Raw genomic sequence first — 14,554 nt, 5'->3', positions numbered from 1 at the left:
TCGTGGCGGCTGTTTCATCAGCCTGTCACAGTTCCGGGTACATTCGTTCCCACAATCCGATTTCGGCCTGGCAAGACTGCCGTGACCGACCGAACCGACAAGAGGCACACAATGAGCGAAATCACCGCCGCAATGGTAAAGGAACTGCGCGAAAAGTCTGGCGCAGGCATGATGGATTGCAAAAAGGCGCTGGCTGAAACCAACGGCGACATGGAAGCGGCAATCGACTGGCTGCGCGCCAAGGGTATCGCCAAGGCTGACAAGAAGTCGGGCCGTACCGCTGCTGAAGGTCTCATCGGTATCGCGTCTGCCGGCCACAAGGCTGTCGTCGTCGAAATCAACTCGGAGACCGACTTCGTTGCCCGTAACGACGCCTTCCAGGACATCGTCCGTGGCGTTGCTTCCGTTGCGCTGACGACTAATGGTTCTGTCGACGCGATCGCTGCTGCCACCTATCCGGCAACAGGCAAGTCGGTTGCCGACACCATCAAGGACGCGATCGCTACGATCGGTGAAAACATGGCTCTGCGTCGCGCAGCTCTCCTCGAAGTCGAGCACGGCGTTGTTGCGACCTACGTCCACAACGCAGCTGGCGACGGCATCGGCAAGCTCGGCGTTCTGGTTGCCCTGAAGTCCGTAGGCGACAAGGCCGTTCTGACCTCGATCGGCCGCCAGGTTGCCATGCACGTTGCTGCGACCAACCCGCTTGCTATCCGTGCCGAAGAAGTCGACGCTGCTGTTGCAGAACGCGAACGCAACGTCTTCATCGAACAGGCTCGCGAATCCGGCAAGCCGGAAGCCATCATCGAAAAGATGGTTGATGGCCGCATGCGCAAGTTCTTTGAAGAAGTTGCTCTTCTGTCCCAGGCTTTCGTTATCAACCCCGACCTGACGGTTGAGGCTGCTATCAAGGAAGCTGAAAAGGAAGCCGGCGCCAAGATCGAAGTTGTCGGCATGGCTCGCCTGCTTCTCGGCGAAGGCATCGAGAAGGAAGAAAGCGATTTCGCTGCGGAAGTTGCAGCTGTCGCAAAGGGCTGATCCCTTTACCCAAATATTGGAAAACTCCGGGGCATCGCGTGACAACGCGGTGCCCTTCGTGTATCCGCGTTCCGGTTACAATTCGCATTGCCCGGAAAAAGTTTGCAGATGTTCTTGCAGCTCCGGACTTTTTATGTTTCGCCTGCCATTGCTGCAAAGCCGATCCCGGATCTTTGCGCGACCTGCTTAAAGGAGTCATGATGTCTTCCAAGCCGCTCTATAAACGTGTTCTGCTCAAGGCGTCCGGCGAAGCCCTTATGGGCGATCAGGGGTTCGGCATCGATGTGGCCGTCGCTGACCGTATCGCCTCCGATATTGCCGAAGCGCGGGCCATGGGCGTCGAAGTTGGTGTCGTTGTCGGCGGCGGGAATATCTTCCGCGGCGTGGCCGTTGCTTCCAAGGGTGGCGACCGCGTGACCGGCGACCACATGGGCATGCTGGCGACCGTCATCAATGCGCTGGCGCTTGCAACCTCTCTGCGCAAGCTGGAGATCGATACGGTTGTTCTCTCTGCCATCGCCATGCCGGAAATCTGTGAGAGCTTCTCGCAGCGCGCTGCCATCCATCATTTGTCGCAGGGCAGGGTGGTGATCTTCGCTGGTGGTACCGGCAACCCGTTCTTCACCACCGATTCCGCCGCAGCCCTTCGCGCCGCCGAAATGGGTGCGGAAGCCATCTTCAAGGGAACGCAGGTCGATGGCATCTATTCGGCCGATCCGAAGAAGGATCCGACCGCAACCCGCTTCGACGAATTGACGCATTCCGAAGTGCTAGCCAAGGGGCTTGCCGTGATGGATGTGGCAGCGGTTGCGCTTGCGCGCGAAAACCACATTCCGATCATTGTGTTCTCGATCCATGAGAAGGGCGGATTCGCCCAAATATTGACGGGTGGCGGTCTCAAGACCATCGTGCACGACGCATAATCACCGGCGGCTCTAAAGGCGTCGGTCAAGATAATGGGCCGCCAAGGCCAGAACGAAATGGAGTATCAAGATGAGTGGTGTTGACCTCAATGACATCAAGCGCCGCATGGACGGTGCCATCAACGCGTTCAAGAGCGACATTGCATCGCTGCGGACCGGACGCGCCTCTGCCAACATTCTCGATCCCGTCACGGTCGACGCCTACGGTTCTCGCGTGCCGCTTTCGCAGGTTGCCAACATCACCGTTCCCGAGCCGCGCATGCTTGGTGTGAACATCTGGGACAAATCCATGGTGGGCGCTGTGGACCGCGCTATTCGCGAGTCCAATCTCGGTCTCAACCCGATCGTGGATGGCCAGAACCTGCGTATTCCACTGCCTGAGCTCAACGAAGAGCGCCGAAAGTCGCTCGTCAAGGTTGCTCACGATTATGCCGAAAAGTCCAAGGTTGCCATTCGCCATGTTCGTCGTGACGGCATGGAAGGTCTAAAAAAGGCCGAAAAGGACGGTGACATCGGCCAGGACGAAAGCCGTGGCAAGTCTGATAAAGTTCAGAAGATGACGGATGACACGATTTCTGAAATTGATCGCTTGCTCGCTGAGAAAGAAAAGGAAATCATGCAGGTATAATTGGCGTATCGCCAAGCCTCGCATTGATTTAGCTTGTTGAACTCCGCACTGCCTGAATGGATTGAGATGTCGGAAACCGCACCTTCCCTGTTGCCTGAACATGTCGCCATCATCATGGATGGTAACGGTCGCTGGGCCAAGCAGCGCGGCTTGCCGCGCATCATGGGCCATCGGCGGGGCGTGGAGGCCGTGCGTGAGACCGTTCGAACTGCGGGCGAATGCGGCTTGAAATATCTGACACTCTTTGCGTTTTCTTCGGAAAACTGGCGCCGGCCTCAATCGGAGGTTTCAGATCTTCTCGGTCTCCTCAAGGCATTCATTCGCCGCGACCTAGCAGAGCTTCACAAGGAGAATGTGCGCGTTCGCGTGATTGGCGACAGGGTCGGGCTCAAGGATGATATCCGCGCTCTGCTGGAAGAGGCAGAGCAGACCACACGCGACAACACCGCGCTCACACTCATCATAGCGTTCAACTACGGTGCGCGGGATGAAATTGCGCGCGCAGCGGCGTCGCTGGCCCGCGATGTCGCCGAAGGTCGGATCGATGCCTCTGCGATCACGCCAGACGCGATTTCCGCGCGTCTGGACACGGCGGGCATTCCTGATCCTGACCTCATTATCCGCACAAGCGGTGAGGAGCGTTTGTCGAACTTCCTGTTGTGGCAAGCGGCCTATTCCGAATTCCTGTTCATTCCCGACTACTGGCCTGATTTCAATCGTCAGACGCTCGTGGCTGCGATCGATCAGTATATGACGAGAGATCGTCGCTTTGGTGGCCTGTCCACTCAAGTTGCGATGGCAGGCGCCTGATGAGCCGCGAATTAAAGCTGCGGATCATTTCGGGCATCGTGATGGCCGCAGTCATTCTGACCGCGACCTGGTATGGCGGGATCATGTTCCGCGCCATCGCCGGCCTTCTGTCGCTCCTCATTTATTATGAGTGGAGCACGATCACAAAGCTCTCTGACACCAATCCGACGGGTTATGCCTGGGGCTGGTTCTCAGTTGCCGTCATGAGCGGCAACACGATCTTTGGTGAGAGCTCTCTCGATCTCCCGCTGCTTTCCGGTTTTGCCATCACCGCAGCGCTGTTTCCGATTCTTCGCGGTCCAAACCGGTGGCTCGTTGGCGGGATCGTCTATTCGGCGCTGAGCGGCATTTCGCTTGCGGCCATTCGCGGCGAAGAATCAACCGGCCTTGTGGCCATGCTCTTTGTCTTCGCGATCGTCTGGGCGACGGACATTCTGGCTTATTTCGTCGGCCGCGCGATCGGCGGTCCAAAGCTTGCGCCTTCGATCTCGCCAGGCAAGACGTGGTCCGGCGCTGCCGGGGGTACGTTTTTCGGCCTGGTAGCGGGTGGCGCCGTTACTCTTGCCTATCATGGAAGCATCTCGCTGACGGTATTGTTGCTGGCGCTGGCGCTCTCCATTTTCAGCCAGATCGGCGACCTGTTCGAATCCTTCATCAAGCGCAGGTTCGGAGTGAAGGATTCCAGTAATCTTATCCCAGGCCATGGCGGGTTCATGGACCGGGTTGACGGTCTTGTTTTCGCCTGCTTTACCGTATTCCTGATTGCAGTGGTTCACGCGGCAGTAACCGGCGATGTGCCAGGATCAGGCGATGGTATCTTGCTCGGCTTCTGATCTGAGCAGATAGATGACGAGAGACGCGACATAGGGAATCGGGAATAATATGGACACTGTGATGGCTGCGGTTAATTTTCTGACCGGTTATATGGTGCCATTTATCCTCGTGATTTCGCTGCTCGTCTTCGTCCATGAGATGGGGCACTACCTCGTCGGGCGCTGGTGTGGCATTCGCTCCACTGCATTTTCCGTCGGCTTCGGCCCGGAACTAATCGGTTTTACCGACAAACGTGGGACGCGCTGGAAGATCTCGGCCGTGCCACTTGGCGGCTACGTCAAATTCTTCGGCGATGAGGATGTCTCCAGCAAGCCCGACAGCGATGGCCTTTCCGGGCTGACGCTGGAAGAGAGGTCGCACACGCTCGCTGGTGCCAAGCTCTGGAAACGGGCGGCGACCGTCGCTGCAGGCCCCATTGCCAACTTCATTCTCGCGATCCTGATCTTCACGGTGCTCTTCACGATCTATGGCCGGATGATTTCCGATCCTGTCGTGTCTGAGGTGCGTCCTGACAGCGCTGCCCAGACTGCTGGTATTCTGCCGGGTGACCGGCTGATCGCGATCGACGGGGAAAAGGTGCAGACGTTTGAGGACGTCCGTCGCTATGTCTCCATCCGTCCGGGCACACAAATCAATGTTACCGTGGAGAGAGATGGCCGCGATCTGTCGCTGCCCATGGTGCCGACACGCACGGAAACGACGGACCAGTTCGGCAACAAGATCGAGCTTGGAATCATCGGCATCACCACCGACCAGACGCGCGGCAATTTCCGCCATGTGAGCTACACGCCGGTGGAGGCGCTGGTTGAGGGTGTGCGAGAAACCGGCCATGTCATTACGGGCACCTTCAACTATATCGGCAACCTCGTCACGGGACGGATGAATGCCGATCAGCTGGGCGGACCGGTGCGTGTGGCGCAGGCATCTGGACAGGTGGCGACACTTGGCGTCGGTGCGCTGATCCAGCTTGCCGCTGTTCTTTCAATTTCCATTGGACTACTGAACCTCATGCCCGTTCCCATTCTGGACGGCGGCCATCTGGTGTTTTATGCGATAGAGGCGGTGCGCGGCAGACCGGTCGGGTCGGGCGCGCAAGAGGTTGCATTCCGCATCGGTCTGGCCATGATTTTCAGTCTGATGGTTTTTGCGACTTGGAACGATATCAGCAGCTTGATCGGCTAAAGGGGCGTTTCGAGCTGTTTTTTTAAGAGGGTGTTTACCTTGTTTTGAAGCCAAAGTGGCGATTGGGCCACGGTGGCTTGCGAAGTAAACAGAAATTAACGGTCGGGCTTGCTTGTAGAGGAAAAGCAGGTAAAACGACGCAGATGGCCGGAGTCGGGTTCCGCCCGCTGAGGGACAACGGGAAAAGGTAAGATTTGAAATGAAGGCTGGTTCAAAGTTTTTGAACGCGGTATCGGCGGTTGCGCTGTCTGCTGGTGTTTCTTCGATTGCAGCTTTGGGGGTGCTTGCTTCTGCCGGTGTTGCCAATGCAGCTGTCGTCAGCAGAATCGATGTTCGCGGTGCTGAACGCTCCGGTGCGGATGCTGTTCGTTCCAACATTACGATCGCTCCCGGTCGCAATTTTTCCAATTCCGATATCGATGAATCGGTAAAGCGTCTTTACGCAACGGGCTATTTCTCCAACGTCAGCATGCGCGTGGCAGGCAATGCCCTCGTGGTGACGGTGAGCGAGAACAACCTCGTCAACCAGGTGGTCTTCAACGGCAACCGCAAGATCAAGGACGACAAGCTTCAGGCTGTCGTCCAGACGCAGTCTCTTGGTCCATATGATCAGACGATCGTGACGGCGGATATCGCTCGCATCAAGGAAGCCTACGCGAATATCGGCCGCAGCGACGTGCAGGTTACGACCCAGGTCGTGCCGGTTGGTCAGGGTCGCGTCAACCTTGCTTTCCAGATCAATGAAGGTGAGCGTACCAAGATCGCGCGCATCGACTTCGTCGGCAACAATGCCTATAGCGATGGGCGTCTGGCTGCCGTCATCAACACCAAGAAGTCCAACATGCTGTCGTTCCTGACACGCAAGGACGTCTACAATGAAGACAAGCTGCGCGCCGACGAAGAATCGCTGCGCCAGTTCTACTACAACCGTGGCTACGCCGATTTCCGCGTCGTGTCCTCGAATGCCGTCCTCGACGAGGCGACCAACGAGTACACTGTCACCATTACGGTGGACGAAGGCCAGCGTTACGACTTCGGCAATGTGGCCGTTGAATCCACGGTGCCTGGCATTGATGGTTCGCAGCTCCAGGGCCTTGTCTACACGAAGTCCGGCTCTTACTACAGCGCCAAGGAAGTGCAGCAGAGCATGGAAGCGATTTCCAAGCGCGTTGCGGCGGAAGGCTATCCTTTTGCCCGTGTGACGCCGCGCGGTGACCGCGACCTGGCTGGCAACACGATTGGCTTGACCTACATCGTCGATCAGGGCGAGCGCGCTTACGTCGAACGCATCGAAATCCGTGGCAACACGCGCACACGTGACTACGTCATTCGTCGCGAGTTCGACATCAGCGAAGGCGACGCGTTCAACCAAACGGTGATCAGCGCTGCTAAGCGTCGTCTCGAAGCGCTTGGATACTTCTCCAAGGTCAATATCAGCACCTCGCAGGGCAGCGCTCCTGACCGCGTCGTGATCGTTGTGGATGTCGAAGATCAGCCGACAGGCTCCTTCGGTATCGGTGCGGGTTACTCGCAGAACGACGGCGCGCTGCTGGAAGCCTCGATCGAAGAAAAGAACTTCCTCGGTCGCGGTCAGTACATCCGCGTTGCTGCTGGTGCGGGTCAGGATGATGCGCGCAGCTACACGCTGTCCTTCACCGAGCCATACTTCCTCGGCTATCGTCTTGCGGCTGGTTTTGACATCTTCAAGAGCCAGAGCAGCAAGGAAGAGTTCTACAATTACGACGAACAGGGTTTCTCGCTCCGCGTGACCGCGCCGATTACGGAAAACCTCGGTACGACGTTCAAGTACACCTATAAGCAGTTCAGCTACGACGGTAAGGGCGACTGGAACAATCCAGCAAATCTTGCCGCTCCTTATCGTGACCTGATTGCAGGTGGTGATTGGAGTCAGTCGATTATTTCGAACACGCTGAACTACAACACGCTGGACGACCGCAACATGCCACGCGAAGGCTGGCAGGCTGCATTGACCAACGAGTTTGCAGGTCTCGGCGGCGATTCCGAATACTACAAGATTTACGGTAAGGTTCGTTACTACCATTCGCTGTCGGATGAATATGACATCATCGGCTCGCTGACAGGCCAGGCCGGTTACGTCGTTCCAACCGGTGACAATCTCTACGTCTTCGATCAGTTCAAGATCGGTGGCCGTGTGATCCGTGGCTTCAAGAACGATGGTATCGGTCCGCGCATCGGCTCCGACGCGATCGGCGGCACGACTTACTTTGCGGCTTCGGCTGAAGTCACCGCACCTATGCCGCTCGTTCCGGAAGACGTCGGCCTGCGTCTTGCTGGCTTCGTCGATGCCGGCACGCTCTATGGCAACAAGGTTGCGAATTCGGCTGGCGTTCAGGACGATAGCTCGATCCGTGCATCTGCCGGTATCGGCATCATGTGGGCGTCTCCGTTCGGTCCGCTGCGCGTCGACTACGCTGTTCCGATTGCCAAGGAAAGCTACGACGAGGAACAGCGTTTCCGGTTTGGCATGTCCAACACTTTCTGATATCGGCAGTCCAGAACTGCGAGTTTGAATGTTCTGGAGTATCCGTTTGATGGACTACAATGCTTTTTTTCCGCCCCACGAAGGCCTGCGATTGAAAGAAATCGCGGTCCGTCTTGGGGCGGAACTGTCTGATGAGGCCTTTGGCGATCGACTCGTGAGGTCGATTGCGCCCGTGTCGCGCGCCAAGCAGGACCAGCTCTGCTATATCCTGTCTCGCAAGAACCGGGATGAGTTGCTGACATGCGATGCGGCCGCCGTTATCTGTGACGAGTCGCTGAAAAGCATCGTGCCTGATCATATTCCTGCTCTCATCTGCAAGAACCCGCACACGATCTTTGCGCAGGCCGGTGAGCTTCTGCACCCTTCAGCCATGCGGCCTTCCGCCGTCACGCCTGAAGAGACGGGGGTATCGACTTCGGCGCATGTCGATCCCACCGCAAAGCTCGAATCCGGCGTCATCGTTGAGCCATTCGCCGTTATCGGAGCGAATGTTCACATCGGTTCCGGCACGCGGATCGGCCCCGGCGCTATCATTGGCGCTGAGGTTCAGATCGGGCGTGACTGTACGATTGCCGGCGGCGCGAGCGTTCTCTCGGCTCTTATCGGAAATGGCGTCATTATCCACAACGGCGTGCGTATCGGCCAGGATGGTTTCGGCTATGCTCCTGGACCGCGCGGCATGATCAAGATCGTGCAGATCGGTCGTGTGATCATTCAAGACCACGTCGAGATCGGCGCGAATACCACGGTCGATCGCGGTACGATGGATGATACGGTGATCGGTGAAGGCACGAAGATCGATAACCAGGTCCAGATCGGCCATAATGTTCGCATCGGTCGTCATTGCGGTATCGTCAGCAAGGTCGGCATCGCCGGAAGCACGCGCATTGGCGACGGCGTGATGATTGGCGGCGCGGCTGGGATCAACGGCCATATCACCATTGGTGACGGTGCACAGATCGCGGCCATGAGCGGCGTGGTGTCAGACGTGCCGGCAGGCGCAAAGGTCGGTGGAACGCCGGCGCGCCCGATAAAACATTTCCTGCGTGATATGGCCGATATTCTCGCCCGCGCAGAAGAACGCGATAGGAAAACAGGAGACAAGAATGTCTGAAGAGACGAAAACGACGCTTGGCGCGGCTGACATCCTTGAGGTGATGAAGCTGCTGCCGCATCGTTATCCCTTTTTGCTGATCGACAAGATCATCGACATTGACGGCGATAATTCTGCGATCGGCATCAAGAATGTGACGGTCAACGAGCCGCATTTCACCGGTCATTTTCCTGACCGTCCGATCATGCCTGGCGTTTTGATCGTAGAGGCGATGGCGCAGACGGCAGGTGCGATCTGCGCTCGCAACAAGGATGGCGGTGGATATCTCGTCTATTTCATGACGATCGACAATGCGCGCTTCCGCAAGCCTGTCGTGCCTGGTGACCGACTGGAAATCCACGTCGTCAAGCAGCGTCAGCGCGGCAATGTCTGGAAGTTCCACTGCGAGGCCAAGGTCGATGGCTCTCTCGTTGCCGAGGCGGATGTCGGCGCGATGATGATCCCAGAGGATCAGCAATGAGCGCGGTTGCGGCCTCAGCCAAGATCCATCCCATGGCCGTCGTGGAGGATGGCGCGATTATCGGCGAGAATGTCGAGATCGGCGCGTTCGCTCATGTCGGCGCGAAGGTGAGTTTGCGCGATGGCGTCAAGCTGTTGAACCATGCAGTGGTGACCGGTCGCACTGTGGTGGGTGAGGGAACCGTCATCCACCCCATGGCCGTCATCGGTGGTCAGCCGCAGGCGATCCGTCACGACGGTTCCGAAACGACACTCGATATCGGCGCGCGCTGCACGATCCGTGAAGGCGTGACGATCAATACGGGCAGCTCGGATGGCGGCGGCAGAACGGTTGTTGGCGATGACAACCTCTTTCTCGCCAATTCGCATGTGGCGCATGATTGCATTCTTGGCAGCGAGATCATCCTGTCGAACAATGTGATGCTTGCCGGCCATGTGCGTATCGAGGACAAGGCTATTCTCGGCGGCGGCTGCGCGGTGCACCAGTTCACCCGCATCGGTCGCCAGGCCTTCATCGGCGGCCTTTCGGCTGTCAGCTACGATGTCATTCCCTATGGAATGCTGAATGGCAATCCCGGCATCTTGAGTGGGCTTAACGTAGTCGGCATGACGCGTGCGGGCATCGAGCGGGCCGATATCCACACCGTTCGCCGGGCCTACAAGCAGATCTTCGAGAGCGAAGGCAATGTGCGCGCCAATGCGGCTGCCATTCGTGAGGAGTATCTGGATTGCCCACAAGCGCTTGAGATCATCGATTTCATCGCGGCCGCCAATGACCGGGCGATCTCTTCGCCGAACCGCGGCAAGTAACGCGGTGGCGATGGGCGACCAGCGTCTGGCGATCATCGCCGGCAGTGGTTCTCTTCCCCTTTATGTGGCGCTTGCCGCACGATCGGCGGGAGAGGACCCGCTGATCATCCGCCTGAAGAACGAAGCCGATCTCGACTGGTCAGAGTTCGAAAATGCCTCGATCAGTGTTGGCGATGTCAAAGGCCTGGGCCTGCTTCTAAGCACGCATGGCATCGACCGCGTGGTTCTTTCCGGCGGCGTGGCACGCCGTCCCGAATGGCGGGAAATCCGCCCGAACCTGAAGATGATCGCCAAAATGCCGTCGATCATCCGCACGCTTTTGTCGGGCGGTGACGACACCGTACTGCAAATGGTGATTGGCCTGATCGAAGCGCAGGGCGCTCGCGTCATCGGCGCGCATGAGATTGCGCCTGGACTTCTTGCAACCACCGGCCCGCTCGGCAAGATCAAGCCCAGTGACGAGGATCGTAGAGACATCGCAAAAGCGGCTCAAGCGGCGTTGGCGCTCGGCGTGCTGGATGTCGGGCAGGGTGCAGTTTCCGTTGGTGGACGCATCGTTGCCCTGGAAGGCGTTGAGGGGACTGATGGCATGCTGGAGCGGGTCGCCGCACTTCGTGCTGCCGGACGCATCTCGCAGCGCCGCAGGGGCGTTCTCGTCAAGCTCTGCAAACCGCAACAGGATATTCGCGCCGATCTTCCCACCATAGGCCCTTCCACCGTCGAGAACGCGGCGAAGGCCGGTCTTGCCGGAATAGCCATTGAGGCGGGCAGGGCGTTTGTTCTCGATCGTGACGCGATGTTGAGAGCTGCCGATGCGGCAGGCCTGTTCGTTTGCGGCATCGACACCGCGCTTGAGGGAGACATGATGTGACGGAAGGCGTGCTGAAACTTGCGGTGGTGGCAGGCGAAGTCTCCGGCGATCTCTTGGGCGCCGACCTTGTTCGCGCGCTGAAGACACAATATCCGGGGCAGGTGGAGCTCTTTGGTATTGGCGGTGAACAACTGACGGCTGAGGGCCTGAACTCTCTGTTCGACTACTCCGAATTGTCGATCATGGGCTTCACCCAGGTTCTGAAGAAACTGCCGCAACTGATTTCCCGCATCAAGGAAACGGCGAATGCCATTATCGCCTACAAGCCGGATGCACTTCTGATCATCGACAGTCCCGATTTCACCCACCGTGTTGCAAAGCGCGTGCGAAAGGCGCTGCCAGACCTGCCGGTGGTGAACTACGTTTGCCCCAGCGTCTGGGCCTGGAAAGAGTACCGTGCGACGGCGATGCTTTCCTATGTCGATCATGTGCTGGCACTGTTGCCTTTCGAACCGGAGGCCATGCAGCGCCTTGGCGGTCCAGCAACAACATTTGTCGGACACCGCCTCAGTGTCGATCCGGACGTTCTGGCGGTGCGCGCACAACGTGCTTTGCGTCCCGTGCCAGCTGCCGGTGACACACGGACAATCCTTCTTCTGCCGGGCTCGCGCTCGACAGAAACCACGCGTTTGATGGAGCCGTTCCAGCAGGCTGCAAGTGCATTCGTGGAGAGGAACGGGCCGACGCGGTTCGTGCTGCCGACTGTTCCGCGACAGGAGCAGCGAATAAGGGAACTTGCCGCCTCCTGGCTTGAGGCGATCCGACCGGAGATTGGCACCGACACGGCGTTCAAGTGGCGTTGTTTTGCCGAGGCGGATGCGGCGATCGCGGCTTCCGGCACAGTCATCCTGGAACTCGCGCTTTGCCATGTTCCGGTGGTTTCTGTTTATAAGACCGACTGGATTTTCACGATGCTCAGCAAGCGGGTGAAGACGTGGACCGGCGCGCTCCCCAATCTGATCGCAGACTACGCCTTGGTACCGGAATACTTCAATGAAGTGGTCCGTTCAGGCTCGATGTTGCGCTGGGCGGAGAGATTGTCGTCCGATACCATTCAGCGTTGCGCCATGCTGGAGGGGTTTGAGCTGGTGCAGAAAAGGCTACAGACGGACATCCCGCCAGGGGAGCAGGGTGCTGCGATCTTGCTGCAGACGATCAGGATGAAGACGGGCAAACGATAGGCCGGGTGCTTTGCCACAGCTTCGCGCGGTTTTCATCATCCAGCTTGTTGGTGATTATCGAACTTTTCCATGTTCGGACAGAAAATCCAAGACGACCCTGATGCGCGCAGGGAGCGGGCCCCCTTCTCCAATATAGACGGCGTAAAAGACCTCTGTGTCTCCCGTGTTGCAGTGAGACAGGACCGGCGCAAGTCGTCCGGCAGTGACGTCGTCGCGGACGGTGAAGTCAGCCAGCATAGCCAGGCCTGCACCTGCGACAGCGAGCCTTCGAACGCCTTCTCCATCGCTGATCTGGACACGTCCGGCGACGGGCACCACGACGGAGTGATTATCTTCGCTGAGCGTCCAGCCCGGCTCTGATCGTACATAGCTGAAACCCAGCAGGTTGTGGCTTTTCAGGTCCGCGACATGACGTGGTTGGCCATATTGTTCGAGATAGGATGGCGCGGCCACAATTGTCCGAGCCGTTTCTCCGAGCTTGCGAGCAATCAAGCTGGATGTTTTCAAAGGCCCGGTTCGAATGGCTATGTCGGTGCGCTCGGCCAATAGATCAACCAATGCATCGGTGAGTGAGATGTCCAGAGTAACAGCAGGATAGAGCACCATGAATTGTGGCACGATGGGTGCCAGCACGTGGTTCAAGTATGAGGCGCTGGTGCTGATGCGAACACGCCCTGCCGGTCTCTCACCCTGGCTTGCTCTCTGCTCCGCTTCGCTGAGGTCCGCGAGTATACGCTTTGCCGCCTCGTAGAACGTGCATCCTTCAGGCGTCAGCTGAAATTGTCGGGTAGAGCGATTGAATAGCCTGGTTCCCAGCCTCGCCTCAAGGCGTGCGATCAATTTGCTAATGGCGGAGGGCGTTAGACGTACCTGCCTCGCTGCAGCAGAAAAACCGCCCGTCTCAATGACGGTTACGAAAACTTCCATCTCCGTAAAGCGATTGATCTCGTGTCTGGCCATGATGAATTCACGTCACAAGTGAGGTTCCTTTTGGTGCTCTATTTCATTTTATGAGGACTGTCTATGAATTGCGGTAGTTCTCAAAAAGGAAGACAAATATGGACTATCGATCACTTGGAAGGTCCGGGCTCAAAGTGCCTGCTTTTAGCTTTGGCGCAGGCACGTTTGGTGGGTCTGGGTCGCTGTTTAGCAACTGGGGCAACTCGGACGCAATCGAGGCTCGACGTCTTGTCGATATTTGTCTTGATGCAGGTGTCAATCTTTTCTATACGGCTGATGTTTACTCCAACGGCGCATCGGAGGAGATCCTCGGTGAGGCGATCAAAGGACGCAGGGACGAGGTGCTTATCTCGACCAAAACCAGCCTTCCAATGGGAGATGGCCCGAATGAGGCCGGATCGTCCCGCTTCAGATTGTTGCGCTCGGTCGATGATGCGCTGAAACGGCTTCAAACGGACTACATCGACTTGCTCCAACTTCATGCCTTCGATGCTGCGACACCGATAGAGGAGGTCCTGTCAACGCTGGACATGCTGGTTCGCTCGGGAAAGGTTCGATACGTCGGTGTCTCGAATTTTTCTGGCTGGCAAATCATGAAGTCGCTTGCAGTGGCCGACCGTTATGGATGGCCGAGATACGTCGCCAATCAGGTCTATTACTCGCTTATCGGTCGGGATTACGAGTGGGATCTCATGCCGCTGGGACAAGATCAGGGCCTGGGCGCAATTGTCTGGAGCCCACTCGGATGGGGTCGTTTGACCGGGAAAATAAGGCGGGGCGTGCCGTTGCCTGAAACAAGTCGTTTGCATGCCACGGCAAGTTTCGGTCCACCGGTTGAGGACAATTATATGTATCGTGTTATTGATGCGCTTGAAACCATCTCGAACGAGACGGCGAAGACCGTGCCGCAAGTCGCGCTCAATTGGCTGCTCAGTCGCCCCACCGTATCGTCTGTGATCATTGGTGCTAGAAACGAAGCTCAACTCAAGGACAATCTCAGCGCTCTCGATTGGAGCCTGACACGTGAGCAGATTGCAGCTCTCGATCAAGCCAGTGCCGTGTCCGCTCCCTATCCCCATTTTCCCTATCGGCAGCAGGCAGGCTTTGCGCGGCTTGATCCACCTCTTGTCGGCTGAAGGATCAAGGTGTGCCGGCCTTGAGTCTTTTTGAAAAACAGAGGACTGAGTTTTCAAGCGTTCGGTAGAATTCCAAAGGCCCGG

14 protein-coding genes are annotated in these 14,554 nt (G+C 57.6%); 13 read left to right on the top strand and 1 reads right to left on the bottom strand.

Annotated features, from left to right (window positions below; genetic code table 11):
• Positions 1-111 precede the first annotated feature (111 nt).
• The 12 genes from tsf (at position 112) to lpxB (ending at position 12,374) form a co-directional block, all read left to right on the top strand.
• Positions 112-1,038 (top strand): translation elongation factor Ts, encoded by a 927-nt coding sequence (gene tsf, locus ACTJKV_RS11580; RefSeq protein ID WP_062440869.1) that lies wholly within the window; start codon positions 112-114, stop codon positions 1,036-1,038.
• A 200-nt stretch (positions 1,039-1,238) separates the two neighbouring features.
• Entirely contained in the window at positions 1,239-1,961 is a 723-nt protein-coding gene (pyrH, locus tag ACTJKV_RS11575) for a UMP kinase (protein WP_274102507.1), read from the top strand.
• 70 nt (positions 1,962-2,031) lie between these two features.
• Positions 2,032-2,589, top strand: a complete 558-nt coding sequence (frr, locus tag ACTJKV_RS11570) for a ribosome recycling factor (protein ID WP_062427448.1) — start codon at positions 2,032-2,034, stop codon at positions 2,587-2,589.
• A gap of 66 nt (positions 2,590-2,655) precedes the next feature.
• Positions 2,656-3,399: an isoprenyl transferase gene (locus tag ACTJKV_RS11565; RefSeq protein WP_062427447.1), complete on the top strand. Its 744-nt coding sequence runs from the start codon at positions 2,656-2,658 to the stop codon at positions 3,397-3,399.
• Positions 3,399-4,232: a phosphatidate cytidylyltransferase gene (locus tag ACTJKV_RS11560; protein WP_274102505.1), complete on the top strand. Its 834-nt coding sequence runs from the start codon at positions 3,399-3,401 to the stop codon at positions 4,230-4,232. The genes ACTJKV_RS11565 and ACTJKV_RS11560 overlap by 1 nt, the downstream gene beginning before the upstream one ends.
• Positions 4,233-4,293: 61 nt before the next feature.
• Positions 4,294-5,415, top strand: coding sequence for an RIP metalloprotease RseP (gene rseP, locus ACTJKV_RS11555; protein ID WP_162236286.1), 1,122 nt, complete (start codon positions 4,294-4,296; stop codon positions 5,413-5,415).
• Positions 5,416-5,614: 199 nt separating this feature from the next.
• On the top strand, positions 5,615-7,939 hold the full coding sequence (gene bamA / locus ACTJKV_RS11550) for an outer membrane protein assembly factor BamA (protein WP_130979501.1): 2,325 nt from the start codon (positions 5,615-5,617) through the stop codon (positions 7,937-7,939).
• A gap of 49 nt (positions 7,940-7,988) precedes the next feature.
• Positions 7,989-9,053 (top strand): UDP-3-O-(3-hydroxymyristoyl)glucosamine N-acyltransferase, encoded by a 1,065-nt coding sequence (lpxD, locus tag ACTJKV_RS11545; RefSeq protein WP_274102503.1) that lies wholly within the window; start codon positions 7,989-7,991, stop codon positions 9,051-9,053.
• Positions 9,046-9,513, top strand: coding sequence for a 3-hydroxyacyl-ACP dehydratase FabZ (gene fabZ / locus ACTJKV_RS11540; protein ID WP_062427442.1), 468 nt, complete (start codon positions 9,046-9,048; stop codon positions 9,511-9,513). Before lpxD ends, fabZ begins: the two co-directional genes overlap by 8 nt.
• Positions 9,510-10,322: an acyl-ACP--UDP-N-acetylglucosamine O-acyltransferase gene (lpxA, locus tag ACTJKV_RS11535; RefSeq protein ID WP_274102502.1), complete on the top strand. Its 813-nt coding sequence runs from the start codon at positions 9,510-9,512 to the stop codon at positions 10,320-10,322. The genes fabZ and lpxA overlap by 4 nt, the downstream gene beginning before the upstream one ends.
• A complete protein-coding gene (locus ACTJKV_RS11530; protein WP_440598702.1) occupies positions 10,285-11,193 on the top strand; it encodes an LpxI family protein in 909 nt (302 codons plus the stop codon). Before lpxA ends, ACTJKV_RS11530 begins: the two co-directional genes overlap by 38 nt.
• A complete protein-coding gene (gene lpxB / locus ACTJKV_RS11525) occupies positions 11,190-12,374 on the top strand; it encodes a lipid-A-disaccharide synthase (RefSeq protein ID WP_274102499.1) in 1,185 nt (394 codons plus the stop codon). Before ACTJKV_RS11530 ends, lpxB begins: the two co-directional genes overlap by 4 nt.
• Before the next feature lie 54 nt (positions 12,375-12,428).
• On the opposite strand, the gene ACTJKV_RS11520 is transcribed toward lpxB, so the two are convergent.
• Positions 12,429-13,334: a LysR family transcriptional regulator gene (locus ACTJKV_RS11520; protein ID WP_274102498.1), complete on the bottom strand. Its 906-nt coding sequence runs from the start codon at positions 13,332-13,334 to the stop codon at positions 12,429-12,431.
• A gap of 98 nt (positions 13,335-13,432) precedes the next feature.
• On the opposite strand from ACTJKV_RS11520, the gene ACTJKV_RS11515 reads away from it, so the two are divergent.
• Entirely contained in the window at positions 13,433-14,470 is a 1,038-nt protein-coding gene (locus ACTJKV_RS11515; protein ID WP_440598701.1) for an aldo/keto reductase, read from the top strand.
• The last annotated feature ends 84 nt before the right edge of the window (positions 14,471-14,554 follow it).

Origin of the sequence: Agrobacterium sp. 22117 (genome assembly GCF_052045735.1) — a bacterium.
Taxonomy (GTDB): domain Bacteria; phylum Pseudomonadota; class Alphaproteobacteria; order Rhizobiales; family Rhizobiaceae; genus Agrobacterium; species Agrobacterium cavarae.
Note: the sequence above shows the minus strand (reverse complement) of the source record. Positions and strands in the feature narration are given on the sequence as shown.